A 24,397-nucleotide genomic window follows, 5' to 3' on the forward strand; every position below is an offset into this window, starting at 1 on the left:
AAGCCCCGGCCGGGCCCGCTCCCGGCCGGGGCTTCCGCGTGCGTGAGCCGGATCAGGCGCTGAGGTCGAGGGCGATGTCGACGAGCTGGTCCTCCTGCCCGCCGACCAGGCCGCGCCGGCCGGCCTCCAGCAGCAGCGCCCGCACGTCCGGCCCGTACCGGTCGGCGGCCAGTTCGGCGTGGCGCAGGAAGCTCGAATACACGCCCGCGTAGCCGAGGGTCAGCGTCTCCCGGTCGACCCGCACCGGCCGGTCCTGCAGCGGCCGGACGAGGTCCTCGGCCGCGTCCTGCAGCGCGAACAGGTCGCAGCCGTGCGCCCAGCCGTCCAGGGTGGCGGCGGCGACGAACGCCTCCAGGTTGCAGTTGCCCGCGCCCGCGCCGTGACCGGCCAGGGAGGCGTCGACGCGGGTGGCGCCCGCCTCGGCCGCGGCCAGGGAGTTGGCGACGGCCAGGGAGAGGTTGTCGTGGGCGTGGATGCCGACCTCGGTGGCCGGGTCGAGGACGTCGCGGTAGGCGCGGACCCGCTCGCGGACGCCGCGTCCGGTCAGGTGGCCGCCCGAGTCGGTCACATACACGCAGTGCGCGCCGTACGACTCCATCCGGCTCGCCTGCCGGGCCAGGTCGGCCGGGGCGGCCAGGTGGCTCATCATCAGGAAGCCGGAGACGTCCAGGCCGAGTTCGCGGGCGGTGGCGATGTGCTGGGCGGCGATGTCGGCCTCGGTGCAGTGGGTGGCGACGCGGACCGAGCGGACGCCGAGGGCGACGGCCCGGCGCAGGTCGCGGACGGTACCGATGCCGGGCAGCAGGAGTGTCGTGAGGCGGGCGTTGGTGATCGCGCCCGCGACCGCCTCGATCCAGTCGGCGTCGGTGTGGCTGCCGGGGCCGTAGGTCAGGCTCGTCCCGGCCAGCCCGTCGCCGTGCGCGACCTCGATCGCGTCGACACCGGCGGCGTCCAGCGCGGCCGCGATCGCCGCCGCCCGCGCCGGGGTGAGGATATGACGGGTCGCGTGCATGCCGTCACGGAGGGTCACGTCCTGGATGTACAGTCTCATCGCCGCACCGCCAGTCGCTCGCCGACGCGGACGGCGGCCGCGGTCATGATGTCGAGATTCCCGGCGTACGCGGGCAGGTAGTGCCCCGCCCCTTCCACCTCCAGCAGCACGGTGATCTGATGCGTCACCCCGGCGGCCAGGGTCGACACGTCGCCGCGGACGGGCTGGACCTGCACCGCCTGCTTGAGCCGATACCCGGGCACGTACGCCGCGACGTCCTTCACCATCGCCTCCACCGCCGCGACGACCTCGGCGGCAGCTGAACCGGTCAAGTCCACCAGGCAGCAGACGGTGTCCCGCATGATCAGCGGCGGCTCCGCCGGATTGAGCACGATGATCGCCTTGCCGCGCCGGGCCCCGCCGACCGTCTCGATGGCCCGCGCGGTCGTCTCGGTGAACTCGTCGATGTTCGCCCGCGTCCCCGGCCCGGCGGAGCGGGCGGCGATGGAGGCCACGATCTCCGCGTACGCGACGGGCACCACCGAGCGGACCGCCGCCACGATCGGGATGGTCGCCTGCCCGCCGCAGGTCACCATGTTCACGTTGCGGGCGTCCCGATGGGCGTCGAGATCCACGGCCGGCACGACGTGCGGCCCGAGGGCGGCCGGGGTCAGATCGACGAGCCGGATTCGGGGGTACCCGCTCAGCGCCGCCGCATTCACCCGGTGCGCCGCCGCCGAGGTAGCGTCGAACACCACCTCGACATCGCTGAACCGCTGCAGCTTCAGCAGCCCCTCGACACCGCCGGCGGTGGTTTCGAGCCCGAGCCGCGCCGCCCGGGCCAGCCCGTCGGATTCGGGATCGATACCGGCCATGGCCAGCGGCCGTAGCACTCCTGAACCCCTGAGGAGCTTCACCATCAGGTCGGTCCCGATGTTCCCGGACCCGATGATGGCGGCCCCAATACCTTGGGCGGTCATGCGAAGGCCGCCGATACGGTCCCGATGCCGTCGATCGTGGCCTCGTAGTGCTCACCGGCCCGCAGCGGCACCATCGGCCCGAGCGCACCGGAGAGCACGATCTCGCCGGCCCGCAGCGGCACCCCGAGCGCCCGCGCGGTCGTCGCGAGCCAGGCGACGGCGAGCAGCGGGTCGCCGAGGCAGGCCGCACCGGACCCGGCCGACACCGGCGCGCCGGAGCGGGACATCGTCATCGTGCACGCGGGCAGGTCGAGGCCGGCCACGGCGACGCGGGCGGCCCCGAGGACGAACAGCCCCGACGAGGCGTTGTCGGCCACCGTGTCCACGATGTCGATCTCCCACCCGGCGATGCGGCTGTCCACGATCTCCAGCGCGGGTGCGACGGCGGCGGTCGCGGCGGCCACCTCGGCCGGCCCCAGCTCCGGCCCGTCGAGATCGGCACCGAGGATGAACGCGACCTCGGCCTCGATCCGCGGCTGCAGCAGCTCGCCGACGTCGATCGGCCCGGGGCCCGAGCAGTCCATCCACGACAGCAGGGTGCCGAAGTCGGGCCGGTCGACCCCGAGCTGGGCCTGGACGGCTGGGTTGGTGAGCCCGATCTTCCGCCCCACGACGCAGGCCCCGGCCGCGACCTCGGCCTCGACCCACGCGGCCTGCACCGCGTAGGCCGCACCCAGATCCCCGGCCGGCAGCAGCCCCCGCACCGGCGGGCACGGCCTCCCGGTCGCCCGCGCCTCCACGAGACTCGACAGTGCGTCCATCTCAGCTCACCTCGAACGTCGTGCCGATGGCCATGCCGGTGATCCATTCCGGGACCGGTTCGTAGCTCGTCCAGGCCAGCGGGCGGCCGGCCGCGGCGAGGCCGATGAGCCACGTGCGGACCTCGTGGCCGCCGCGGCCCGCGTCCTGCTCCAGGCCCTCGTCGCCCAGGCACACGACCGCGTCCACATCGGAGCGTCGCAGCCGCTCCAGGAACCAGGCGTCCCAGGCGGCGTTGACGGGGGCGTCGGGGTTGCCGGCCAGGGCGCGGACGCGGGGCTCGCGGACGGCGGAGAACGCGGCGACGTCCCGGCGGCCGTGGATCATCGACGCGCGGCGGTCGGCCGGCACGCCGGGGTCCCGCGGGTCGTTCGACGGCAGCCAGTGCGACAGCCCGCCGCTCGCGACCAGCAACACGCGGCCGGGGTACGGCGAGCGCCGCACCGCCGCACCGAGCGCCCGTCCGAGCCCGGCACAGCGGCCCAGCGCCGGCAACGGGGGCGCGGCCGTGTTCACCACCAGCGGTACCAGCGGAATCTCGGCATCGCCGCGGACCATCTCGTAGCTCTGCACGATGCCGTGGTCGACGGTCAGCGCGAACGACAGGGCCAGGTCGAAGCCGTCGGCGAGGCCGTCCCGCACCGACCAGGCGAGCTCCTCGGCGACCGGGAGGCGACCGCGGCGGCTGTCGAAGTCGCCGAACGCGTGGGCCTCCTCGACGCCGAGCACGAACGGTGGCATGGCGTCGTAGAAGTTGGCGTGGAAGTGGTCGGGGCCGATGACGACGAGCGCGTCCGGCTCGAGGGCCGCGACCGCCGCCGCGACCTTGACCGTGTCGGCGAGGAACCGGCCGCCGGGCGCGTCCGGGTCCGTGGGCGGCATCATCGTCGCGAACGGCGAGTGCGACATCGCGACCAGACCCAGCAGCTCGCTCACGACGGGTCTCGCCGGTCGCGCAGGAACCGGCGATGGATCTCGAGGTACCGCTGCGGCTTCTCCCACTGCGGCCAGTGCCCGGCGTCCTCGATGACGACCAGCCGGGCGTCCGGGAGCCAGCCGAGCAGCAGCTCGGCCTCGTCGAGGCCGCCGGTCGGGTCATGGTCGGTCCACAGCAGCAGCGTCGGCGCCGTGATCTTGCCGACCCAGCCGGGGTCCCACGCGAAGTCGCGGCGCACGGCCGGGTCCTGCAGCACGAGCGTGTTCTCGATCGCCCGCACGAAGCCAGGGCGGCTGTAGACGGCGCGCCGCAGGTTGACCAGCTCGTCGGTGACCATCTCGGTGTGGTGGAACAGGAACTCGACCCGGCGGCGGACGGTCTCGTCGCTGGGGTCGCGGACCGCGGCCCGGGTGGACGCCTTGAGCCGCTCCATCACCTCGGGCTTGTTCGCGATGTTGCCGGGCGTGTTGAGGACCAGCCGGTGCACCCGGTCCGGGTGGTGGGCGGCGGTCCACGCGGTGACCCAGCCGCCGAGCGACTCGCCGGACAGGTGCGCGGCGTCGATGCCGAGCGCGTCGAGCAGGCCGAGCAGGTGCGCGGCCAGGACGTCCACCGTGTACGGCGTGTCGGGCAGGTCGGACCAGCCGTGGCCGACCATGTCGTAGGCGGTCACGGTGAAGTCCTCGGCCAGGCCGGCGATGTCCCGCGCGTACGCCTCGAGGTGCCCGCCGGTCCCGTGCAGCAGGACGAGGTCCGGTCCGCTCCCGGCGCGCAGGACTCGTGTCCGTACCCCCGCGATGTCCAGGTGTTGCAACTGATGGTCGGTGTCGGCCAGCTCGGCCCAGATGGAGATGTGCTCTGGCAGGTCGGTCATGTGCGCTCCTCCGGGCCGCCGTGCGCGATTCTGGCTTCCTCGACCGTGACCAGCCCGGCACTCTGGCGCCGGGCGAGGCCCAGGGCGGCCAGCAGGCGGGAGTTCTCGATCGTCAGGAACTCGACCGGCTCGTCGGCCGAGTCGTTGTAGTGCCGGTGCCACGTCCACGGCGGCGTGTAGATGAAGTCGCCGGTCGCCCAGGACTCGGTGTCGTCCTCGACGTCGCTGTGGCCGCGCCCGGCGATGACGTAGTGGACGGTCTCGTGGTAGTGCCGCTGCATGTCGGAGCTCTCGCCCGGCGGGATGCTCTGCCGGAAGATCTCGAACGTCGCCGTCGGCAGCTTTCCGGCGATCGCGAGGGTCGTCGGGTTGTGGATCTGCCCGGCCGGCAGGGTTTCGAGCTCATCGGCGTGCACGACCACCGGCCGCGCGGTGCTCGGGCGCACCGTGTCGCTGATCGCGCCGAGGAACTCGCCGAGGTCGAAGCCCGCTCCCGAGGTACCCATCAGATGGTTTCCGTCCTTCCGCCGTCGACCGTGAGCACGGTCCCGTTGATGTAGCTCGCGTCCGGGGATACCAGAAACGCCACCGCCGCCGCGATCTCGCCGGGGTCGGCGGCCCGCCCGGCCGGCACCGTGCCGGTGTCGAGGCGGTCGAGCGTGTCGATGTCGCGGCCGGTGCGCGCGGCCCGGGCGGCCAGGATCTCCCGGCGCCGGGCCGTGTCCGTCGGGCCGGGCGCGACGCAGTTGACGGTGACGCCCTGGGCCGCGTACTCCAGCGCGAGCAGTTTCGCGGCCGCGGTGACGGCGGCCCGGAGCACCACCGAGACGGCCAGGTCGGGCTGCGGCTGGCGGACGGCGGTCGAGGTGATGAACACGACCCGGCCGAAGCCCCGCTCGGCCATCGCCGGCAGGGCGCCGCGGGCCAGGCGCAGCGGCCCCGTCAGCAGCAGCTCGGCGCCGCTGCGCCAGGCCTCGTCGCCGATGTCGAGGATCCGCCCCGGTGGCGGGCCACCCGCGTTGAGGATCAGCACGTCCGGCCGCAGCGGCGGCGGGTCGGTGATGTCGGCGACCAGCGCGGTCGCGCCGATCCGCTTCGCGGCCGGCTCCAAGGTTTCGGCGTGGCGGCCCATGATGGTGACGTCGTGGGTGGCGGCGAGGCGGGCGGCGATCGCGAACCCGATGCCGCTCGCGCCGCCGCCGACGAGAGCTTGGATGGCGGCCTCCTCAAAGCCGTGCGGTTCGCTTAGCCTGACCCCCATGCGTCAGTGGAACCAACGATGAGTCCCGCTGAGCGGGACGGTCCCGCGGAGGGTGCGCTCGACCGGGCGGCCGCGATCCTGGCCGCGTTCGACCCGGCCCACCGCGAGCTGACCCTGGCCGCCCTGGTCGCCCGGTGCGGCCTGCCGCGCTCGACCACGCACCGCACGGCCGAGAAGATGATCCGGCTGGGCTGGCTGGACAAGCCCGCCGACCGCTACCGGGTCGGCAACCGCCTGTTCGAGATCGCCGGCCTGGCCCCGATCCGCCTGGAGCTGCGCGAGGCCGTCCTGCCGTTCCTGCAGGACCTCCACCACGCCACGAAGATCACGGTGCAGCTGGGCGTGCTCGACGGCGCCCAGATCCTGGTCGTCGACAAGATCACCGGCCATCGCGCGATGCCGATGCTGTCGCAGGTCGGCGGCGCGATCCCGGCCTACTGCTCGGCTCTGGGCCGGGCGATCCTGGCCTACTCCCAGCCCGAGGTCATCGACGCGGTCCTCGACGGCGTCCTGCCGGCCCGGACCCCGCGCACGCTCACGAACCCGGTCGCCATCATGCGCGAGCTGACCGCGATCCCGCAGCGCGGCTGGGCGGTCGACCGTGAGGAGGGCAACATCGGCGTGAGCTGCGTGGCCGCCCCCATCTTCGGCCCGCTCGGCTCGGTCGTGGCGGCACTGTCGGTGACCGGTCCCAGCCCGATGGTGCGCGCGGACCGCATCGGCCCGGCGGTGCGGATGGCCGCCGCGGCGGCGTCGCGCGCCTACAGCAGCCGCCGGTAGCCGTCCGGCAGTCCCGCTCACCGGGACGGTCCATTGCGGGCCGCTCCCGTCGGCGCCCACGCTGTGACACCAGGCACACCCCACAGCAGAGGGAGACGACGATGACGCTCGGCGGCGGGTACATGCTGCCCTCCCGCGAGGGAACCCGGATCGCGGCGATCGGCCTCGGCATCACGATGAAGGCGAACGGCAAGACGACGCACGACGCCTACTCGCTGTTCGAGTACGCGATCCCCGCGCGCACCGACGGCCCCCCGCCGCACCTGCACACCCGCGAGGACGAGTCGTTCATCTGCCTGGCCGGCCGGCTCGACTGCTTCCTCGGCGGCGAGCGCTTCACCATCGGGATGGGCGACTACCTGTACCTCCCGCGCGACGTCGTGCACACGTTCCGCAACAGCACCGACGAGGAGGCCCGGGTCATCTCGGTCGTCTCCCCGGCCGGGCTGGAGGGCTACTACCAGGCCCTGGCCGAGCTGCCGCCGGGCCCGCGGGACATCGGCCGGATCAAGCAGATCATGGCCGACTTCGGCCTCGAGCTGCGGCTGCCGCCCGAGGTGAGCTGAGCATGCGCGTCGGCGTCATCGGGGCCGGTGTGGCCGGCCTGTCCACCGCGAAGGTCCTGCAGCAGGCCGGCCACGAGGTGATCGTCTACGACAAGGCCCCGGACGTGGGCGGGGTGTGGAGCGCGACCCGGCGCTACCCCGGGCTGACGACGCAGAGCCCGAAGGCCCAGTACTCCCTGTCCGACTTCCCCATGCCGCGCGCCTATCCGCAGTGGCCGACCGGTGCCCAGGTGCAGGAGTACCTGGCGTCCTACGCGGCCCACTTCGGGCTCACGCTCCGCCTCGGCACCGAGGTGACCGCGGCCGAGCCCGATCCCGGCGGCGGCTGGACGCTGACGACGGCGGCCGGAGCCGAGCTTTTCGACAAGCTCGTGGTCGCCAACGGCATCTTCTGCGAGCCCCTCGTCCCCGCCTACCCCGGGCGCGCGGAGTTCGAGGCGGCCGGCGGCCGGGTGCTGGCCGGCACCGCGCTGCACGACGTGGAAGCCGCGGCCGGCCGGCACGTCCTGGTGGTCGGCTACGGGAAGTCGGCCTGCGACGTGACGGTGCCGCTGAGCGAGGTTGCCGCCAGCACCGACGTGATCGCCCGGCACCTGCTGTGGAAGGTGCCGCGCAAAGTCGGCGGGGTCCTCAACTTCAAGCTGCTCCTGCTGACCCGGATGGGCGAGGCGCTGTTCAAGTACCGGGTCCTGCGCGGCGTGGAGAAGTTCCTGCACGGGCCGGGCAAAGGCCTGCGCGGCTCGATGCTCAACTCCATCGGGACGGTGTCGGTCCGCCAGTTCGGCCTGCGGCGCCTCGACCTGGTCCCGCCGGGCCGGATGGAGGACATCGTGCGCGGCGCGATCGGCCTGGCCACGGAGGGCTTCTTCGAGGCCGTGACCGCGGGCCGCATCACGGTGCGCAAGAACCGGACGATCGCCCGGCTGGCCGCCGGGGTCGCCGAGCTCGACGACGGCACCCGGTTGCCGGCCGACCTGATCGTCTGCGCGACCGGCTTCACCCAGGGCCTGCCGTTCTTCCCGGCCGAGCTGACCGGGCGGATCCTCGACGAGCGCGGCAACTTCCAGCTGTACCGCCAGATCCGCCCGACCGACGTGCCGGATCTGTACTTCAACGGGTACAACTCGTCGTTCTTCAGCCCGTTGAACGCGGAGATGGCCGCCGTCTGGATCGCCGCCGACCTGGCGGGCGCCGTGGCGCTGCCGCCGCCGGCCGAGATGCGCGAACGGATCACCGAGCAGCTGGCCTTCATGGATGCCGCCACGGACACCCACCACAGCCGCGGCGGCAAGATCATCCCGTTCTCACTGCACAACGTCGACGAGGTGCTGGCCGATCTGGGCCTCAACATCAGCGCCAGAGTCCGCGCGGGCCACTGGCTCAACCCGGTCGACCCGGCCGCCTACCGCCGCATCACCCCGACGGTGCTCAGTCGCCTTCCGGCGCCGCCGTCAAGTCGTCCTCAGTCGCCCCGCGCCGCCAGTACCCGCTGAACCTCACCCGCCGCTTGTCGAATCCGCGCTCCCGCACCAGATGCCGGCGCAGGGCGCGGACTTCGCCCGACTCCCCGGCGATGAACGCGTAGGGCGTGCCCGCCGGCAGCGCGGCGCCCCGCACGGGTGCGAGCAATCCGGCCGGGCAGTGCACACCGCCCGGCTCGCACCGCGCGGGCGCGGCCGCGATGAACGTGTGGACCGGAAGCTGATTGCCGATGTACGACCGGATCGCGGCCAAAGCCGGCACCGCGGTCTCGTCGCCCGCGAGCAGGACCCAGTCGGTGCCCGGCGGCGGCTGGAAGTCGACGCCGCCGTTGTCCGTGACCGTAGGGCCCAGCACCAGCAACGGGTCGCCGACCCGCGCGGTGGCGGCCCACGCACTGGCCGGGCCGGTGACGCCGGGGTGCAGCGCGAAGTCCACGTCGAACCCATCGGGACGGTGCTCGGCGACCGTGTACGTCCGCATGATGCCGCGCACGGCCGGGTCCATCGCGCGCCAGTCGAGGTACCAGTCCGGCGTGCGCGGGACGATCGCCTCCGCCTGGCCGGGGGCCGCGAAGAACAGCTTGAACCGCTGGTCCCGGCCCCCGCTGACGAACGACGACAGGCCCCGACCGGTGAAGGTGACCCGGACCGCCGAGGGTGTCAGGACCGACACCGCCGACACCCGGACGTCGAAGAAGTCGTAGGTCACGCGGCGACCTTCTTTGCTCCCGTCAGCGCCTTGGCCAGGGTGTCCAGGGCGCCCGCGCACCCGGTGTAGCTGAACCGGGGCTCGCTCTGCCACGGCACGATCTGACCCGCCTTGACCGCGGGCAGGTTCGCCCAGGTCGGCTTCGACGTCAGGTCCTTGGGCTGCAGCGCCTGCGCGCGGTTGTCGAGCAGGATCACGTCGGCCTTGTACTTGTCCGCGTTCTCCCAGCTCAGGTTCTCGAAGTAGCCGCCGGAGACGGCGGTCGGCGCGATGACCTCGACGCCGAGCTCCTGGTAGTGGCTCAGCTCGCCGTAGACCTTGGGGTCGGAGACGTACAGCAGGTCCGGGCTGGCCGAAGCGGCGAGGACCTTCAGCCCGCCGTTGGCCTTGACGGCCGCCTTGACCGCCTCCGCGGCCGTGTCGAACTGCGCCTTGCCGGCCGTGGGGTCGCCGCCGAGGGCCTTGGCGAGGTCGGCGTAGCGCTGGATGACCTTGGCGAGCGACGTGCGCGAGACGGTGACGCCGAGGCTCGGCGCGAGGCCGAGGATCTTGTCCTTGCTGTCGTCGGGGACGTACCACAGCTGGTTCGCCTCGTACATGTTCGTGATCAGCAGCTCGGGGCGCAGCGCCGCGTACTTCTCGATGTTGAACTCGCCCCACGCGTTGCCCAGCGACTCGACCTTGGCCGGGTCGAGGCCGCCGGCGAGCGGGTCCTTGCCACCGTCGGTGGTCTTGAGCGGACCGAACGTCCCTACGAACGACGAGGTGACGCCGAAGTCGTGCAACGCGGCGGCGGTGCCGACGTAGGCGACGATCCGCTTCGGCGCGGCCGGCAGGTTGACGGCGGTGCCGCGGTCGTCGGTGAAGGCGAACGGACCACCGGCGGCGCCGCTCGCGGCCGGGCCGGTGCTGTCGCTCTGGTCATCGCCGCAGGCGGCGAGCGCGCCGAGGCCGAGGACGCCGGCGAGCAGGCCGCGGCGGGAAACGGTCAAGGACATGGTGAGTTGCCTCCTCATACGTGAGAGCTTAGGGTAGCCTCACTTAACTTATTCGTGTCAAGGCGGTACCTTTGCCCCCGTTTGTGCGCCTGGCCACCGCGGTCGGCGTCCTCGTGCTGGTCGCGGTGGCCAGCCTCGCGATCGGCGCCCGTGCCCTCGGCCCGGCCGAGGTCTGGCGCGGCCTCACCGACGCTTCCGCGGCCGGCGCCACCGTGGTCCGCGACCTGCGAATGCCCCGCACCGTGCTCGGCCTGCTGGTCGGGGTCGCGCTCGGCCTGGCCGGCGCCCTCATGCAGGCCCTGACCCGCAACCCCCTCGCCGACCCGGGCCTGCTCGGCGTCAACGCCGGCGCCTCCGCCGCCGTGGTGAGCGCCATAGCCTTCCTCGGCGTGACGGACCTCTCCGGCTACGTCTGGTTCGCCTTCGGCGGGGCGGCGCTGGTGTCCGTCGTGGTCTATGCCGTGGCCGGCGGGCGCTCCGGCTCCCCGGGCAGCCTGGCCCTCAGCGGTACCGCCGTGAGCGCCGCCCTGTACGCATACGTGGCGGCGGTACAGCTGCTGGACACCGCGTCCCTGGACCGGATGCGGTTCTGGACCGCCGGCTCCCTCGCCGCCGCCCGCCCCGGCACGTCGGCCCTGATCGCCCCGTTCGTCCTGGCCGGGGTCGTGCTCGCGGCGGTGCTGGCCCGCCCCCTCGGTGCCCTGGCCCTCGGCGACGACTCGGCCCGCGCGCTCGGCGCCCACCCCGGCCGCATCCGCGTCCTCGCCGCCGTGTCGATCGTCCTGCTCTGCGGGGCCGCGACCGCGGCCTGCGGACCGATCGTGTTCCTGGGCCTCATGGTGCCGCACCTGGTCCGCTCGTTCACCGGCGCGGACGTCCGGCTGCTGCTGCTGTACAGCGCGATCCTGGCCCCGGCCCTGCTCCTCGCGGCCGACGTCATCGGCCGGGTCGTGGCCCGCCCCGGCGAGCTGCCGGTCGGCGTCGTCACCGCGGTCCTGGGCGGCGGCTTCTTCCTGGCCATCGTGCGCAAGCGACGTGCGGCATGAGGCGGCGCGCGTTCGGGGTGAGCGTCGTGCTGGCCGCGGTGGCCGTGCTCATCGCGCTGGTCGCGATCGGCAGCGGCGACTATCCGATGAGCATCGCGGACGTGGTGCGGACGCTCGGCGGCGGCGGCACCCCCGCCGAAGCCTTCATCGTCCAGGAACTGCGCCTGCCGCGGGTCGTCACCGCGCTCGCCACCGGCGGTGCCCTGGCCCTGGCCGGAGCGCTCTTCCAGTCCCTGGTCCGCAACCCGCTCGGCAGCCCCGACGTGCTCGGCTTCACCCAGGGCTCGGCGACCGGCGGGCTGATCGCCGTGGTCGCGTTCGGCGGTAGCACCACCGCCGTCGCCACCGGCTCGGTGCTCAGCGCCGTCGCCACCGGCGTCGCCATCTACTGCCTGGCCTGGCGCGGCGGCGGCCACGGCCACCGGCTGATCCTGGTCGGCATCGGCGTCGCCGGCATCCTCACCGGCGTCAACAGCTACCTGCTCATCCGCGCGAACATCGTCGACGCCGCCCGCGCCGTCCTCTGGCTCACCGGCAGCCTCGACGGCCGCGGCTGGGGCAACGCCGCGATCGCCGGCGGCGCGCTCGTGCTCATCACCCCGATCGTCGTCGCCCTGTCGCCGGCCCTGGCCAATCTGGAGCTCGGCGACGACCCGGCCCGGGGCCTCGGCGTCAACGTCGGCTTCGTCCGGGTGGCCGCCCTGGCCTGCGCGGTCCTGCTGGCCGCCGCATCGGCCGCCGCGGCCGGCCCGGTCCTGTTCGTCGCCCTCACCGCACCCCAGCTGGCCCGGCGGCTCACGGGCGCGGCCGGGCCGAACCTGATCCCCAGCCTGTTTATGGGCGCCGCGCTGCTGACCGGCGCCGACGTGCTCGCCCAGCGCCTCTACCCGAGCCACCAGCTCCCGGTCGGCGTGGTCACCGGCCTGCTCGGCGGCGGCTACCTGATCCTGCTGCTGGCCCGCACCGCAAGGAGAGCCCGTGTCTGACCGCCTGCGCGGCACCGACCTGACCCTCGGCTACGACGGCCGCACGGTCACCGAGGGCCTCTCCATCGACATCCCCGACGGCTCCTTCACCGTCATCGTCGGCCCCAACGCGTGCGGCAAGTCGACGCTCCTGCGCTCCCTGGCCCGGGTCCTGCGCCCCAGAGCCGGCACCGTCCTGCTCGACGGCCGCGACATCGCCACCCGCCCGGCCCGCGAGGTCGCCCGCACCCTCGGCCTGCTCGCCCAGACCGCGATCGCCCCCGACGGCATCACCGTCCACGACCTCGTCTCCCGCGGCCGCTACCCGCACCGCGGCCCGCTGAGCACCTGGAGCGCCGCCGACGAACAGGCCGTCCGGTGGGCGATGGAGGCCACGTCCGTCACCCCCCTCGCGTCCGCGTTCGTCGACGAGCTCTCCGGCGGCCAGCGGCAACGCGTCTGGATCGCGATGGTACTGGCCCAGGAAACCCCGCTGCTGCTGCTGGACGAGCCGACCACGTACCTGGACATCGCCCACCAGATCGACATCCTCGAACTGTGCGCCCGCCTGCACCGCGACCACGGCCGCACCCTCGTCGCCGTCCTGCACGACCTCAACCTGGCCGCCCGCTACGCCACCCACCTCGTCGCCATGCGCGACGGCCGCATCCTGGCCGAGGGCCCGCCGGAGGCGGTGGTCACGGAGCCGATGATGGAAGCCGTCTTCGCCCTGCCGTGCCGCGTCATCCCCGACCCGGAAACCGGCACCGCCCTCGTCATTCCCCGCCGCCGCGCCCGCTCCACCCAGCCGACGGTGTGACCGGCCGCACCGCCGGCAACGGCGCGACCGGGCGGCCTTCGTACTGCGTGGACAGCACCACATGGGTCCGGAGCTCGCCGAGCGTGCCGATCTGCTCGACCACGCCCTCGAAGTGCGCCAGATCGCGGGCCCGGACCTCCAGCAGGGTGCAGTACTCGCCCGAGAGCCGGTGGACGGCCGCCACCTCCGGATAGTCGGCGTCCGAGGTGGTGCGCAGCAGGCAGGAGCCGGGCCGGCAGCGCAGCTGGACGAAGGCCCGCACCGCCTGCCCGACGGCCGCCGGGTCGACGGCCGCGTGATACCCGGCGATGACCCCGGCCTCCTGCAGGCGCCGCACCCGCTCGGCCACCGCCGGCGCCGACAGGTGCACGCGCCGCGCCAGCTCGTTGAACGACAGCCGCGCGTCGGCCTGCAACTCGCGCAGCAGCCGCCAGTCGACCGCATCGGGTTCGAACGATCGTGAAGTCCCCATCCGCGATACGTTACGAGCGCAAGGTCCGGCCCCGCCGATCGAGGCGCGCCGCCCATGTGCCGCCCGGGCCGATCTGCCTACCGTGATACGGCATGACCTGGTTGTGGATGGCCGCCCTGCTCGGCGGATGCGCGCAGTCCCTCGCCGGTGCGGCCGGCGCGTTGCTGGCCGTGCGAGTCGGTGGCGGGGCGGCGGTGGCGGGGCTGCCGCAGGCCGCGCTCGTGGCCGGTGCGGCCCTCGCCGCGTTCGTGCTCTCGGCGCTGACCCGGCGGTTCGGGCGGCCCCGGGCCCTCGCCGCCGGGGCCCTCGCGGCGGCGGGCGGCTGCGCGGTCGTCGTGGCCGCCGCGCACCTCGGGAGCCTGCCGCTCGTGCTGGCCGGGACGCTGCTGTCCGGGGCCGGCAACACGGCGGTCATGCTCACCCGCTACGCGGCGGCCGAGCACGGCGGGACGATGACGGCCGTCCTCACCGCCACCGCCGCCGGGGCCGTCGCGGGGCCGCTGCTGCTCGGGGTGGCCGACCCCTACGTCGTGGCCGCGGCCGGGTTCGTGCTGGCCGCCCTGTGCTACCGGCCGGTCCGCGGCCGCCCGGTCACGCCCGAGGCGGCGGGCGGCATCGGGGCGCGGGGCCGGGCCGGGCTGGCCATCCTGTCCGCGGCGAACCTCGTGATGGTCGGTGTGATGACCTTCGCGCCGGTACACCTGGCCCACACCGGAGCATCGCGGACGGCGATCGGTGCCGTGGTGAGCGCCCACATCGCCGGGATGTTCGCGCCGTCGGTGCTCAGCACCCGGCTCGTCGCCGCGGCCGGCGCCGCCCGCACGGCCGGGCTCGGGGCGTCGGTGCTCATGCTGGCCTGCATCACCGTCGCCGCGGGGGAGCCGCGGGCGATGGTCGCCGGGCTGGTGCTGCTCGGGGCCGGCTGGAACTGCTGCCTCGTCGCCGGGAGCACGCTGCTGGTGACCGGCGCGCACGGGACGGCCCGGGTCCGCGGTGAGGCCTGGGGCGAGGTCGGCATGGGCGCGGCGGCCGCGGCCGGCGGCGGGCTGTCCGGTCCGCTCGCCGCGGCGGCCGGCTATCCGGGCCTGGCGTGGGCGGGCGCGGTCGTGGCACTCGTGTTCGCGGCCGGTGTCCTGGCGATGCGACCCGGCCGGGTCGGCGTGCGCCCGGCCGGGGACTGAGCGACCGCGTCAGCTGGAGGTGACGCTCGGGCCGCCCTCGGTGTGCACCTCGGTGCCCTCGGCGAAGGCGCCGTCGAAGCGCTGCTGCAGGGCGTCGAGCTCGTTGAACTCGGCCTGGTGCGAGGACTCCGAGCCCTCGGCCGCGAAGACGTGGTCGTCCTCGGACGCGTCGTGGCTGAAGTTGGTGAAGTTGTCCTGCTCGAGGTGCCCGCCGTGCTGCTCGATCTCGACGTGGTTGCCCTGCGCGAAGTCCGTCGACTCCTGGGCGTGGTGGTCCTGCTCGAAGACGCCGAACTGGCTGTCGTGGTCGGCCTCGGAGCCACCGGCGTGGTGGAGCTGGTCCAGGGCGTCGTGCTCCTGGCCGGTCGAGAACTGCCCGAAGTCCACGTCCTGACCGTGGCCGTAGGTGTCGGGCTGGTCGTTGCCGGTGTACGTCTCGTCGATCTGTCCGCCGTCGTCGTAGTCGCTCAAAGTCTGCCCCTTTTGGAATTCGGCGTTGTCGCCGAGGAGCACCCTAAAGCGGACAACGCGTTCTTCGCGGTTCTGTCGTCTACCCGACCTCACCCGCGGCGGCGAGCTTCGCCGGCGCGGCCGCGGGTAGCGCCGAGGCCATGCTGACGGTCCTGCAGGAGATCGAACCGCCCGCGCTGCCGGTGGGTGCGCACGTGATGACGGTCGTCGTCGAGTATCCGCCCGGCGACCCCGGCACCCCGCCGCACCGGCACAGCGGCCCGGCGTTCGGCTACGTCCTCGAGGGCGAGATGGTCTTCGAGCTGGAGGGCGCGCCGCCGCGGATCATCAAGGCGGGTGAGGTGTTCTGGGAGCCCGGCGGCGACGTCATCCACTTCCAGGACGGCAACCACCGCGACGACGTCCCGGTCCGGTTCACCGTCACCATGCTGTGCAATCCGGGCCAGCCGATGCTGACCCTGGTGCCCGACGAGGAGCTGGCCGCTAGGCGGGGTATCGCCGCGGCGTCCACACCACCGGCGCGGCCCCGTCCCGGTCCTGGCGGCGGGTCTGCGACGAGCCGATGATGAGCAGCGTCCGCATGTCCACCGCGGACGGTTCGAGGTCGGCCAGGCGCACCACCCGCACCGACTCCTCCGGGCCGCCGACGTCGCGGCCGAGGACGACCGGGGTGTCGGCCGCGCGGTGCTCCAGCAGCAGCGCCTTGGCCGCCTCGACCTGCCAGGTCCGCGACTTCGAGCCCGGGTTGTAGACGGCGATGACGAGGTCGGCCCGGGCCGCGGCCTCGAGGCGCCCGGCGATGACGTCCCACGGTTTGAGCCGGTCCGACAGGGACAGCACGCAGAAGTCGTGGCCGAGCGGCGCACCGACCCGGCTGGCGACGGCCTGGGCCGCGGTCAGGCCGGGCAGGACCCGGACCGGAATGTCCTTCCAGCGCGGCTCGGCCGCGACCTCGAGGACGGCGGCGGCCATCGCGAACACGCCCGGGTCGCCGGAGGAGACGACCGCGACCCGGCGGCCGTCCCGCGCCAGGGACAGGGCGAACTCGGCCCGCTCGGCCTCGACGCGGTTGTCGGAGGCGTGCCGGCGCTGCCGGGGGTTGCCGGGGACCCGGGCCAGATACGGCCCGTAGCCCACGAGGTCGTCGGCGGCGGCCAGGGCGGCCTGCGCCTCCGGGGTGAGCCAGTCGCGGCCGGCCGGCCCGAGCCCGACGACCACGACCTCACCCTCCCGCACCTCGGCCGGAGCCGACGCCAGCCGTGCGGCGGTCTCGTCGTGGACGCGGGACGGCAGGATCGCGATGGAAAAGTACGGCACCGAGTCGGCGTCCACATCGGACAGCGGGGCGACGCGCTCGCCGGTGGTGGTGGCCCGCTCGACATACCAGGCCTCGTCCAGCCGGCCGGCCCGCTCGAGGGCGTCGCGGACCTTGCCGAACGTGCGGCCCAGCTTCATCACCGCGGCCGAGTCGGTGGCGGCCAGGCGCTCGGCCAGCACGTCCGCGGGCAGGGTGCCGGGCAGCACGGTCAGGACCTCGTCCCGCTCCACGAGGGGGCGGCCGAGCACCGCCGACGCGCCCGCCACGGACGTCACGCCGGGGACGACCTCAGTGGGGTACCGATGCCGCAGTCGCTTGTGCATGTGCATGTATGAGCCGTAGAACATCGGGTCGCCCTCGCACAGGACGACGACGTCGCGGCCGGCGTCGAGGTGCGCGGCCAGGCGGGCCGCCCAGGCGTCGTAGTGCTCCTCGATCACGCCCCGGTAGTCGGTGGTGTCCTCGGTGGTCACCGGGTAGACGAGAGCCTCTTCGATATGGTCCGGCCGCAGGTACGGCGCGGCGATCGACCGGGCGATGCTGCGCCCGTGGCGGGCACTGTGGTAGGCCACGACCGGCGCGGCCGTGATGAGCCGGGCCGCCTTCACCGTCATCAGCTCCGGATCGCCCGGCCCGAGCCCGACGCCGTAAAGCCGCCCACTGTCCACAGTGCTCATTCCTTCTCGCTCGCGATCGCGTTGACGGCGGCGGCCGTCATCGCGCTGCCGCCCCGGCGCCCGTGCACGACCAGGTGTTCGAGGCCGGACGCGGCCAGGGCCGCCTTCGACTCGGCGGCGCCGATGAACCCGACCGGGATGCCGAGCACGGCGGCGGGCGTGCCGGCCCCCTCGGCGACCAGCTCCAGCAGCCGGAACAGCGCGGTCGGGGCATTGCCGATGGCGACGACGGCCCCGTCGATCCGTCCCCGCCACAGTTCGAGCGCGGCGGCACTGCGCGTGTTTCCAAGCTCCAGAGCCAGCGTTGGTACTGCCGGATCCCGCAACGTGCACACAACGTCATTGTCCCGGGGCAACCGCGCCCGCGTCACACCGGAGGCGACCATCTCGGCGTCACACAGGATCGGCGCACCCGAGCGCAGCGCGGCCCGCGCCGCCCGCACGACGCCGGGGGAGTAGCCGACGTCGGCCGGCAGGTCGACCAGGCCGCAGGCGTGGATCATCCGCACGGTCACCTGCGCCACATCGGCGGGCAGTCCCGACAGGTCGGCCTCGGCCCGGATGGTGGCGAACGACCGCCGATAGATCTCCGCCCCGTCGCGGATGTACTCGGTCACGCCACGACACCACGTTCGTAGCCGGTCGGCGTTGCCACCATCTCCACGTGCCTTCCCTTCGGTGCGCCGCAGCGGCGCTCGCAGCCGACCCAGTGCGCCGGCTCGGCGGTGCCGGCGGCGACCGCGGCCCGGGCGTCGGCGCGGACGTCGGCGAGCGACTTGGCGCAGCCGGGCCGGCCGGCGCAGGCGGTGACTCCGGCCCACGGCGAGGTGGGGTCGGCGACGAGCCCGGACTCCACAGCGTCGGCCATGGCCGCGGCCGGGACGACAACGGTCCGCCACGGCGTGACGATGATCTCTTCCAGCGCGGCCAGGGCGGCCGACTGGGCGGCGGTGAGCAGGCCGAGCGGCACCGCCAGGACCGCGGACGGGCCGTGGACCCCGGGCGCGGGCGGGTCGCTGCGGTTCGGGGCAAAAGCCGCGATTCGCGTGCCGAGGCGGGCGGCGACGCTGCGCGGTCCGTCGACCAGCTCGGCCAGCCGCCAGGCGTTGGAGTGCTGCGCGGCCCGCTCGGCCAGGAACGCTTCCGCGGCGCGAACGAGCAGCTCGGGGCGGCCGCGGGCCTCAGTCGGTACCCCCGCCAGAAGTAATTGGGCATCGTGCAGGCCGACGTCACCGAGCAGCGGGGTCACGTCCCCGCGGCCGTCGTCGATCGTCGCCAGGAACCGGCCCGGCAGCGCGGCCAGGGCGGGCTGCGCGCACAGGAGCGCGTCGAACTCCGCGACCAGCGGCCGGACGGCGGGGCTCAGCGGGCTCGCGACGATGTTGCGGACCCGTTCGTGGGTGGCCGAGGGGAGGAGCCCGGCGTCGGTGAGCCGGGCCGCCAGTTCGCTCTCGGCTCCCGGCGGCAAGGCTCTGACCTGCACGTTTCCGCGCGAAGTGAGCTCCAGTGCGGGGTCGCCGAGCTCGGCCGCGGCGGTGCGCAGGACGGCCAGCTGGGGCCCGGTGATCCGCCCGCCGGGCAGCCGGACGCGCGCCAGGCCACCGTCCGCGGCCGCGTGGACCTGGACGGCACCCGGGCACCGGTCCGAGAGCTCACGTCGGGTCGCAGGTGGCACGGCCGGATACTACCTGCGCAACGGAGGTGCACCACGCTCGCTTGACGGGGTACGGGCCGTTCAAGGAGAGTTGACGGCGCTGTGAGCACGGCGACGAGTGGAAGGAACCCGGTGCGAGTCCGGGGCGGTCCCGCCACTGTCACCGGGGAGCCCGACCCGGCGCCAGGCCGACTGCGTCTTGACCGACGAGGCCTGTGTCGCCTGACCGTCTCTTCGGGAGCCAGGAGACTTCTCCGCCGCCGGAACCGACCACCGACTTGGGGCGCGGACCCCGAGGGAGGAACACCGGCGTGATCCTGCTGCTGTCCACGTCCGACACCGACCTGCTCAGCGCCCGCGCCAGTGGCGCCGGCTGGCGGCTGGCCAACCCGTCCCGCACCGCCGTCGACGACCTGACCGGGCTCGCGGAGGGCGCCGAGCTGATCGTGGTCCGGTTCCTCGGTGGATACCGCGACTGGCCGGACGGCTTCGACAAACTCCTGGCGACGGGGCGGCCGGTGGTCATGCTCGGCGGCGAACAGGCACCCGACGCCGAGCTCATGAGCCACTCCACGGTCCCCGCCGGTCTCGCCGCGCAGGCCCACGCCTACCTGGCGTTCGGCGGCCCGGACAACCTCGCCGAGCTGCACCGCTTCCTCTCCGACACGATCCTGCTCACCGGCCACGGCTTCGCCGCCCCGGTCGAGATGCCCGCCTGGGGTGTCCTGGAGCGCACCGCCGCCGACGTGGACGGCCCGACCGTGGCCGTCATCTACTACCGGGCGCACCACGTCTCGGGCAACACCGCGTTCGTGGAAGGGCTCTGCACCGCGCTCGAGTCCGCCGGTGCCCGCCCGCTGCCCGTGTATGCCGCGTCGCTGCGCACCGCCCCGGCCGAACTGCTCGACACGCTGCGCCGGGCCGACGCGCTGATCGTGACGGTCCTGGCCGCCGGGGGCACCCGCCCGGCCGCCGCCCAGGCCGGTGGCGAGGACGAGGCCTGGGACGTCGGCGCGCTCGCCGCCCTCGACGTGCCGATCCTGCAAGGTCTCTGCCTCACCAGCAGCCGCGAGACCTGGGACGCCAACGACGACGGCCTGTCACCCCTGGACACCGCGACCCAGGTGGCGATCCCGGAGTTCGACGGCCGGCTCATCACCGTCCCGTTCTCGTTCAAGGAGATCGACGAGGACGGCCTCACCGTGTATGTCGCCGACCCCGAACGCGCGGGCCGGGTCGCCGGGATCGCCACCGCCCACGCGCGGCTGCGGGGCCTGGCGAACAAGGACAAGCGGATCGTGGTGATGCTGAGCGCGTACCCGACGAAGCACTCCCGCATCGGCAACGCCGTCGGCCTCGACACGCCCGCCAGCGTCGTGCGGCTCCTGGCGGCGCTGGAGGAGGCCGGGTACGACCTGGGGGAGGGCTTCCCGAAGGACGGCGACGCGCTCATCCACGAGCTCATCGCCGCCGGTGGTCAGGACGTCAACTGGCTCACCGAGGAGCAGCTGCGGGGCAACCCGGTGCGGATCGCCGGCTCCCGCTACGCGCAGTGGTTCGGGGGACTGGACGCGGGCCTGCGGGCCGGCGTCGAGCAGCACTGGGGCGCGGCCCCCGGCGAGCTGTTCGTCTCCGACGGTGACATCGTGCTGGCCGCGCTGCGGCGGGGCAACGTCGTCGTCATGGTCCAGCCGCCGCGCGGCTTCGGGGAGAACCCGGTCGCCATCTACCACGACCCGGACCTGCCGCCGTCGCACCACTACCTGGCCGCCTACCGCTGGCTGGCCGACGAGTTCGGCGCGCACGCCGTCGTCCACGTCGGCAAACACGGCAACCTGGAGTGGCTGCCCGGCAAGACCGTCGGGCTGTCGGCCGGCTGCGGCGCCGACGCCGCCCTGGGCAACCTGCCGCTGATCTACCCGTTCCTGGTCAACGACCCGGGCGAGGGCACCCAGGCCAAGCGCCGGGCCCACGCCACCCTCGTCGACCACCTGGTGCCGCCGATGGCCCGGGCCGACTCCTACGGTGACATCGCCCGCCTCGAGCAGCTCCTCGACGAGCACGCCACGATCGCGGCCCTCGACCCGGCGAAGCTGCCGGCGATCCGGGCCCAGATCTGGACGCTGATCCAGGCGGCCAAGCTCGACCACGACCTGGGCCTGGACGACCGCCCGCACGACGCCGAGTTCGACGAGTTCATCCTGCACATCGACGGCTGGCTGTGCGAGGTCAAGGACGTGCAGATCCGCGACGGCCTGCACGTGCTGGGCGTCGCCCCGTCCGGCCCGGCCCGCGTCGACCTCGTCCTCGCCATGCTGCGGGCCCGCCAGATGTGGGGTGGCCAGGTCGCCGCGCTGCCGGGTCTGCGGGAGGCGCTCGGTCTCGACGAGTCGAGTGTTTCACGGTCCAATGTGGACGAGGTTGAGGCGCGGGCGCGTGCTTTGGTGGCGGCGATGGAGGCGCGCGGCTGGGACAAATCTGACATTTCGGATTTGTCGGATAATCCTGATGTGTTGCGGGTTTTGCGTTTCGCGGCCACGGAGATCGTGCCGCGCCTGGAGCGGACCACGGATGAGCTCACCATGGTGCTGCACGCGCTTTCGGGTGGCTATGTCCCGGCCGGTCCCAGCGGTTCACCCCTGCGGGGCCTGATCAACGTCCTGCCGACCGGGCGCAACTTCTACTCGGTGGACCCGAAGGCGGTACCGTCGCGACTGGCTTGGGAAACCGGGCAGGCGATGGCCGAATCCCTCCTGTCCCGCTACCGCGCCGACCACGGCGAATGGCCCCGCTCCGTCGGCCTGTCCATGTGGGGGACCAGCGCCATGCGCACCGCCGGCGACGACATCGCCGAGGCCCTGTCCCTGCTCGGCGTCCGCCCGGTCTGGGACGAGGCGTCCCGCCGGGTCACCCACCTCGAGCTGATCACCCTGGCCGAACTGGGCCGCCCGCGCATCGACGTGACCATGCGCATCTCCGGCTTCTTCCGCGACGCCTTCCCGCACGTCGTCGCCCTCCTCGACGACGCCGTCCAGCTGGCCGCCGGTGCCGATTCGGAGACGGACGAGGACAACTACGTCCGGGCCCACGTGGCCGCGGACGTGGCCGAGCACGGCGACGAGCGGCGGGCCACGCTGCGCGTCTTCGGCTCCAAACCCGGCGCCTACGGTGCCGGCATCCTCCCGCTGATCGACAGCCGCAACTGGCGCGACGACCGCGACCTGGCCGAGGTCTACGCGGTGTGGGGCGGCTACGCCTACGGCCGCGGCGTCGACGGTGTCGCGGCCCGCACCGACATGGAGGGCGCCTACAAGCGGATCAGCGTGGCCGTGAAGAACACCGACACCCGCGAACACGACATCGCCGACTCCGACGACTACTTCCAGTACCACGGGGGCATGGTGGCCACCGTCCGCGCCCTGACCGGCCGGGCCCCCGCCGCCTACGTGGGCGACAGCACCAACCCGGACGCCGTACGCACCCGCACGCTGAGCGAGGAGACCGCCCGCGTCTTCCGCGCCCGCGTCGTCAACCCCCGCTGGCTGGCCGCGATGCGCCGCCACGGCTACAAGGGCGCCTTCGAACTGGCCGCGACCGTCGACTACCTGTTCGGCTTCGACGCGACGGCCGGCGTGGTGGCCGACTGGATGTACGAGAAACTGGCCGAGTCCTACGTCTTCGACCCCGACAACAACAAGTTCCTGAACGAATCCAACCCGTGGGCCCTGCACGGCATCACCGAACGCCTCCTGGAAGCCGCCGACCGCGGCCTGTGGGAGTATCCGGAGCAGTCGACCCTCGACGGCCTCCGCGAGGTGTACCTCCAGACCGAAGGCGACCTCGAGGACGACGACTGACCGGCACACCGCGCCAGCCTCTCGTTCGTGACGGCGACGTTTGACCCTCGTTCGTGACGGCGACGTTTGACCCTCGCTCGGCGGGATATCGAGCCATGTGAGGGCCCGTCGATGAGGGATGTGCGACGCGTATGGTCAGGACACGGCTCGGATGGGTCGCGGCCGCCGCGGTGACGCTGGTCGCCGGGCTGGGCTGCGCGATCGGCACGGTCCCGTCGCAGGGGGACGGCAACGGCGCGGCCGGCCGGGGTTCGGCGCCGTCCGCCGACGAGGCCAACGCCACCGTCCGCGCCGCGATCGGCGACGTCGAGCGGTTCTGGACCGCCGCCTACCCCGAGCTGTCGGGCGGCGCGGCGTTCCGGAAGGTCTCCGGCGGGTATCACCCCTACACCAAGCAGGACCCGCCACCGGCGTGCGGGGGGCAGCGGCCCGAGTACCAGCCCAACGCGTTCTACTGCCCGACCGGTGACTTCATCGCCTGGGACGCGGAGGTGCTCATCCCGCAGCTCGCCGCGGACTACGGGCGACTGCTCGTCGCGGTGGTGGTCGCACACGAGTACGGCCACGCCGTCCAGGAGCGGCTCGGCCTCACCGAGCAGCCGACGATCGTGCTGGAGCAACAGGCGGACTGCTTCGCCGGCAGCTGGATCGCCGACGTGGCGGCCGGGCACTCCGACGCGTTCACCGCCCCGCAGCCGCAGCAGCTCGACAACACCGTCGCCGGGCTGCTCTCCCTGCGCGACCAGCCCGGCGTGCCGGCGCAGGCGCCGCAGGCCCACGGCAACGCCTTCGACCGGGTCCGGGCGCTGCAGGAGGGCATCGAGCAGGGCCCGGCCCGGTGCGCGAAGTACTCCGCCGACAACCTGCCCGTCACCGAGATCCCGTTCAGCAGCCGCGACGAGGCGGCCAGCGGCGGCGACCTACCCTACGGGCGGGCCGTGACCGAGCTCGGCAACGACGTGCAGGCCTACTGGCAGCGGGTCTTCCCGCAGCTGACCGGCTCGGCATGGTCGCCGCTGAAGGTCCAGCCGTTCGACCCGGCGTCGGCGCCGCAGTGCCGCGACCGCCAGCCGGCCGCTGCCGAGTCGGCGTTCTACTGCCCCAGCGGCGACTTCGTCGCGTTCGACAACCGGCAGCTCGGGCCGCAGCTGTATCAGCACATCGGCGACAACGCCGTGGGCATGCTGCTCGGCGACCTGTTCGCGCGGGCCGTACAGGTGCGGCGGGGCCGGTCCGCCGACGGGCGCGCGGGTCAGCTGACCGTCGACTGCCTAGCCGGCACGTGGGCCAACGACCTGCTGCACCGCGGCCCCGGCGACGGGCTACGCCTGTCCCCCGGCGACCTCGACGAGGCCGTGGCGGCACTGCTGGTCTTCGGCCGGGCGGGCACCAGCGGCGACGCGAGCGCGTTCGACCGCATCGGCGCGTTCCGCAACGGCGTCCTCGGCGGCCTGCGCGGCTGCGCCTGAAGCGCCGCGCCCGGCCGACCCGCACGATTTGGGCGCCGGAAGGTCGTGGCGACACTTACCGCGCGCTGCGCGGCTGGGCCTGAGTGTCGCGCCCGGTCGACCCGCGCGATCCTGGGCGCCGGAAGGTCGTG

24 protein-coding genes and 1 riboswitch are annotated in these 24,397 nt (G+C 73.6%); of the genes, 10 read left to right on the forward strand and 14 right to left on the reverse strand.

The genetic code is table 11. The features are described from left to right. Positions 1 to 52: 52 nt before the first annotated feature. The 7 genes from dmpG to ACIA8L_RS18365 are packed head-to-tail and all read right to left on the reverse strand — an operon-like array spanning position 53 to position 5,802. A complete protein-coding gene (dmpG, locus tag ACIA8L_RS18335) occupies positions 53 to 1,051 on the reverse strand; it encodes a 4-hydroxy-2-oxovalerate aldolase (RefSeq protein WP_395905778.1) in 999 nt (332 codons plus the stop codon). Then, positions 1,048 to 1,971: an acetaldehyde dehydrogenase (acetylating) gene (locus tag ACIA8L_RS18340; RefSeq protein ID WP_395905780.1), complete on the reverse strand. Its 924-nt coding sequence runs from the start codon at positions 1,969 to 1,971 to the stop codon at positions 1,048 to 1,050. Before ACIA8L_RS18340 ends, dmpG begins: the two co-directional genes overlap by 4 nt. After that, positions 1,968 to 2,732 (reverse strand): 2-keto-4-pentenoate hydratase, encoded by a 765-nt coding sequence (locus tag ACIA8L_RS18345; RefSeq protein WP_395905782.1) that lies wholly within the window; start codon positions 2,730 to 2,732, stop codon positions 1,968 to 1,970. The genes ACIA8L_RS18340 and ACIA8L_RS18345 overlap by 4 nt, the downstream gene beginning before the upstream one ends. A gap of 1 nt (position 2,733) precedes the next feature. After that, on the reverse strand, positions 2,734 to 3,666 hold the full coding sequence (locus tag ACIA8L_RS18350) for a 2,3-dihydroxyphenylpropionate 1,2-dioxygenase (protein ID WP_395905784.1): 933 nt from the start codon (positions 3,664 to 3,666) through the stop codon (positions 2,734 to 2,736). Then, positions 3,663 to 4,541: an alpha/beta fold hydrolase gene (locus tag ACIA8L_RS18355; protein WP_395905786.1), complete on the reverse strand. Its 879-nt coding sequence runs from the start codon at positions 4,539 to 4,541 to the stop codon at positions 3,663 to 3,665. The genes ACIA8L_RS18350 and ACIA8L_RS18355 overlap by 4 nt, the downstream gene beginning before the upstream one ends. Further along, a complete protein-coding gene (locus tag ACIA8L_RS18360) occupies positions 4,538 to 5,047 on the reverse strand; it encodes a cupin domain-containing protein (RefSeq protein ID WP_395905788.1) in 510 nt (169 codons plus the stop codon). The genes ACIA8L_RS18355 and ACIA8L_RS18360 overlap by 4 nt, the downstream gene beginning before the upstream one ends. Further along, complete coding sequence (locus ACIA8L_RS18365; protein WP_395905790.1) at positions 5,047 to 5,802, reverse strand: SDR family oxidoreductase; 756 nt, start codon at positions 5,800 to 5,802, stop codon at positions 5,047 to 5,049. Before ACIA8L_RS18365 ends, ACIA8L_RS18360 begins: the two co-directional genes overlap by 1 nt. Before the next feature lie 18 nt (positions 5,803 to 5,820). On the opposite strand from ACIA8L_RS18365, the gene ACIA8L_RS18370 reads away from it, so the two are divergent. From ACIA8L_RS18370 to ACIA8L_RS18380, 3 genes are all read left to right on the forward strand, one after another. Continuing rightward, complete coding sequence (locus ACIA8L_RS18370) at positions 5,821 to 6,582, forward strand: IclR family transcriptional regulator (protein WP_395905792.1); 762 nt, start codon at positions 5,821 to 5,823, stop codon at positions 6,580 to 6,582. Positions 6,583 to 6,683: 101 nt separating this feature from the next. Next, positions 6,684 to 7,148, forward strand: coding sequence for a cupin domain-containing protein (locus ACIA8L_RS18375; RefSeq protein WP_395905794.1), 465 nt, complete (start codon positions 6,684 to 6,686; stop codon positions 7,146 to 7,148). Between the two features lie 2 nt (positions 7,149 to 7,150). Then, on the forward strand, positions 7,151 to 8,641 hold the full coding sequence (locus ACIA8L_RS18380) for a flavin-containing monooxygenase (RefSeq protein ID WP_395905796.1): 1,491 nt from the start codon (positions 7,151 to 7,153) through the stop codon (positions 8,639 to 8,641). Here ACIA8L_RS18380 and ACIA8L_RS18385 read toward each other — a convergent pair. After that, the gene (locus ACIA8L_RS18385) at positions 8,577 to 9,338 is read right to left on the reverse strand and encodes a siderophore-interacting protein (protein WP_395905798.1); all 762 of its coding nucleotides are present in this window, start codon (positions 9,336 to 9,338) and stop codon (positions 8,577 to 8,579) included. The two genes, ACIA8L_RS18380 and ACIA8L_RS18385, sit on opposite strands and share 65 nt — an antisense overlap. Continuing rightward, positions 9,335 to 10,336 carry an ABC transporter substrate-binding protein gene (locus ACIA8L_RS18390; protein ID WP_395905800.1) on the reverse strand — a complete coding sequence of 334 codons (1,002 nt, stop codon included), beginning with the start codon at positions 10,334 to 10,336 and terminating at the stop codon, positions 9,335 to 9,337. The genes ACIA8L_RS18385 and ACIA8L_RS18390 overlap by 4 nt, the downstream gene beginning before the upstream one ends. Positions 10,337 to 10,386: 50 nt before the next feature. On the opposite strand from ACIA8L_RS18390, the gene ACIA8L_RS18395 reads away from it, so the two are divergent. Genes ACIA8L_RS18395 through ACIA8L_RS18405 form a run of 3 tightly spaced genes read left to right on the forward strand, consistent with a single transcriptional unit; the run spans position 10,387 to position 13,167 of the window. Then, positions 10,387 to 11,382, forward strand: a complete 996-nt coding sequence (locus ACIA8L_RS18395; RefSeq protein ID WP_395906326.1) for a FecCD family ABC transporter permease — start codon at positions 10,387 to 10,389, stop codon at positions 11,380 to 11,382. After that, a complete protein-coding gene (locus ACIA8L_RS18400; protein WP_395905802.1) occupies positions 11,379 to 12,368 on the forward strand; it encodes a FecCD family ABC transporter permease in 990 nt (329 codons plus the stop codon). The genes ACIA8L_RS18395 and ACIA8L_RS18400 overlap by 4 nt, the downstream gene beginning before the upstream one ends. Beyond that, positions 12,361 to 13,167 carry an ABC transporter ATP-binding protein gene (locus ACIA8L_RS18405; protein ID WP_395905804.1) on the forward strand — a complete coding sequence of 269 codons (807 nt, stop codon included), beginning with the start codon at positions 12,361 to 12,363 and terminating at the stop codon, positions 13,165 to 13,167. Before ACIA8L_RS18400 ends, ACIA8L_RS18405 begins: the two co-directional genes overlap by 8 nt. On the opposite strand, the gene ACIA8L_RS18410 is transcribed toward ACIA8L_RS18405, so the two are convergent. Beyond that, complete coding sequence (locus ACIA8L_RS18410; protein ID WP_395905806.1) at positions 13,124 to 13,639, reverse strand: Lrp/AsnC family transcriptional regulator; 516 nt, start codon at positions 13,637 to 13,639, stop codon at positions 13,124 to 13,126. The genes ACIA8L_RS18405 and ACIA8L_RS18410 overlap by 44 nt on opposite strands. A 92-nt stretch (positions 13,640 to 13,731) precedes the next feature. Between ACIA8L_RS18410 and ACIA8L_RS18415 the strand changes: the two genes are divergently transcribed. Beyond that, positions 13,732 to 14,820: a hypothetical protein gene (locus ACIA8L_RS18415; RefSeq protein WP_395905808.1), complete on the forward strand. Its 1,089-nt coding sequence runs from the start codon at positions 13,732 to 13,734 to the stop codon at positions 14,818 to 14,820. Positions 14,821 to 14,829: 9 nt separating this feature from the next. Here the strand turns inward: ACIA8L_RS18415 and ACIA8L_RS18420 are convergent, their stop codons facing one another. Further along, a complete protein-coding gene (locus ACIA8L_RS18420) occupies positions 14,830 to 15,291 on the reverse strand; it encodes a hypothetical protein (protein ID WP_395905810.1) in 462 nt (153 codons plus the stop codon). Between the two features lie 140 nt (positions 15,292 to 15,431). Between ACIA8L_RS18420 and ACIA8L_RS18425 the strand changes: the two genes are divergently transcribed. Continuing rightward, entirely contained in the window at positions 15,432 to 15,857 is a 426-nt protein-coding gene (locus tag ACIA8L_RS18425) for a cupin domain-containing protein (RefSeq protein WP_395905812.1), read from the forward strand. On the opposite strand, the gene ACIA8L_RS18430 is transcribed toward ACIA8L_RS18425, so the two are convergent. From ACIA8L_RS18430 to ACIA8L_RS18440, 3 genes are read right to left on the reverse strand one after another with little or no spacing between them, the layout of a single operon-like run. Further along, the gene (locus tag ACIA8L_RS18430) at positions 15,775 to 17,286 is read right to left on the reverse strand and encodes a precorrin-2 C(20)-methyltransferase (RefSeq protein ID WP_395905814.1); all 1,512 of its coding nucleotides are present in this window, start codon (positions 17,284 to 17,286) and stop codon (positions 15,775 to 15,777) included. The genes ACIA8L_RS18425 and ACIA8L_RS18430 overlap by 83 nt on opposite strands. Next, positions 17,283 to 17,903: a precorrin-8X methylmutase gene (locus ACIA8L_RS18435; protein ID WP_395905817.1), complete on the reverse strand. Its 621-nt coding sequence runs from the start codon at positions 17,901 to 17,903 to the stop codon at positions 17,283 to 17,285. The genes ACIA8L_RS18430 and ACIA8L_RS18435 overlap by 4 nt, the downstream gene beginning before the upstream one ends. Then, the gene (locus ACIA8L_RS18440; RefSeq protein ID WP_395905820.1) at positions 17,900 to 18,961 is read right to left on the reverse strand and encodes a precorrin-3B synthase; all 1,062 of its coding nucleotides are present in this window, start codon (positions 18,959 to 18,961) and stop codon (positions 17,900 to 17,902) included. The genes ACIA8L_RS18435 and ACIA8L_RS18440 overlap by 4 nt, the downstream gene beginning before the upstream one ends. A 101-nt stretch (positions 18,962 to 19,062) precedes the next feature. Then, positions 19,063 to 19,192: riboswitch (cobalamin riboswitch) on the forward strand. A 59-nt stretch (positions 19,193 to 19,251) separates the two neighbouring features. Between ACIA8L_RS18440 and cobN the strand changes: the two genes are divergently transcribed. Then, positions 19,252 to 22,797, forward strand: a complete 3,546-nt coding sequence (cobN, locus tag ACIA8L_RS18445) for a cobaltochelatase subunit CobN (protein ID WP_395905822.1) — start codon at positions 19,252 to 19,254, stop codon at positions 22,795 to 22,797. Between the two features lie 131 nt (positions 22,798 to 22,928). Then, positions 22,929 to 24,266, forward strand: a complete 1,338-nt coding sequence (locus tag ACIA8L_RS18450) for a neutral zinc metallopeptidase (RefSeq protein WP_395905824.1) — start codon at positions 22,929 to 22,931, stop codon at positions 24,264 to 24,266. Positions 24,267 to 24,397 lie beyond the last annotated feature (131 nt).

Origin of the sequence: Dactylosporangium sp. NPDC051541 (assembly GCF_044454505.1) — a bacterium.
Taxonomy (GTDB): domain Bacteria; phylum Actinomycetota; class Actinomycetes; order Mycobacteriales; family Micromonosporaceae; genus Dactylosporangium.

Bases quoted from the DNA above. Each gene is read 5' to 3' on its own strand.
- ACIA8L_RS18450 (WP_395905824.1), top strand. From the start codon at position 22,929: ATGGTCAGGACACGGCTCGGATGGGTCGCGGCCGCCGCGGTGACGCTG.
- ACIA8L_RS18400 (WP_395905802.1), top strand. From the start codon at position 11,379: ATGAGGCGGCGCGCGTTCGGGGTGAGCGTCGTGCTGGCCGCGGTGGCC.
- ACIA8L_RS18370 (WP_395905792.1), top strand. From the start codon at position 5,821: ATGAGTCCCGCTGAGCGGGACGGTCCCGCGGAGGGTGCGCTCGACCGG.
- ACIA8L_RS18425 (WP_395905812.1), top strand. From the start codon at position 15,432: ATGCTGACGGTCCTGCAGGAGATCGAACCGCCCGCGCTGCCGGTGGGT.
- ACIA8L_RS18390 (WP_395905800.1), bottom strand. From the start codon at position 10,336: ATGTCCTTGACCGTTTCCCGCCGCGGCCTGCTCGCCGGCGTCCTCGGC.
- ACIA8L_RS18375 (WP_395905794.1), top strand. From the start codon at position 6,684: ATGACGCTCGGCGGCGGGTACATGCTGCCCTCCCGCGAGGGAACCCGG.
- ACIA8L_RS18360 (WP_395905788.1), bottom strand. From the start codon at position 5,047: ATGGGTACCTCGGGAGCGGGCTTCGACCTCGGCGAGTTCCTCGGCGCG.
- ACIA8L_RS18380 (WP_395905796.1), top strand. From the start codon at position 7,151: ATGCGCGTCGGCGTCATCGGGGCCGGTGTGGCCGGCCTGTCCACCGCG.
- ACIA8L_RS18430 (WP_395905814.1), bottom strand. From the start codon at position 17,286: ATGAGCACTGTGGACAGTGGGCGGCTTTACGGCGTCGGGCTCGGGCCG.
- ACIA8L_RS18340 (WP_395905780.1), bottom strand. From the start codon at position 1,971: ATGACCGCCCAAGGTATTGGGGCCGCCATCATCGGGTCCGGGAACATC.
- ACIA8L_RS18415 (WP_395905808.1), top strand. From the start codon at position 13,732: ATGACCTGGTTGTGGATGGCCGCCCTGCTCGGCGGATGCGCGCAGTCC.
- dmpG (WP_395905778.1), bottom strand. From the start codon at position 1,051: ATGAGACTGTACATCCAGGACGTGACCCTCCGTGACGGCATGCACGCG.
- ACIA8L_RS18365 (WP_395905790.1), bottom strand. From the start codon at position 5,802: ATGGGGGTCAGGCTAAGCGAACCGCACGGCTTTGAGGAGGCCGCCATC.
- ACIA8L_RS18410 (WP_395905806.1), bottom strand. From the start codon at position 13,639: ATGGGGACTTCACGATCGTTCGAACCCGATGCGGTCGACTGGCGGCTG.
- ACIA8L_RS18345 (WP_395905782.1), bottom strand. From the start codon at position 2,732: ATGGACGCACTGTCGAGTCTCGTGGAGGCGCGGGCGACCGGGAGGCCG.
- ACIA8L_RS18355 (WP_395905786.1), bottom strand. From the start codon at position 4,541: ATGACCGACCTGCCAGAGCACATCTCCATCTGGGCCGAGCTGGCCGAC.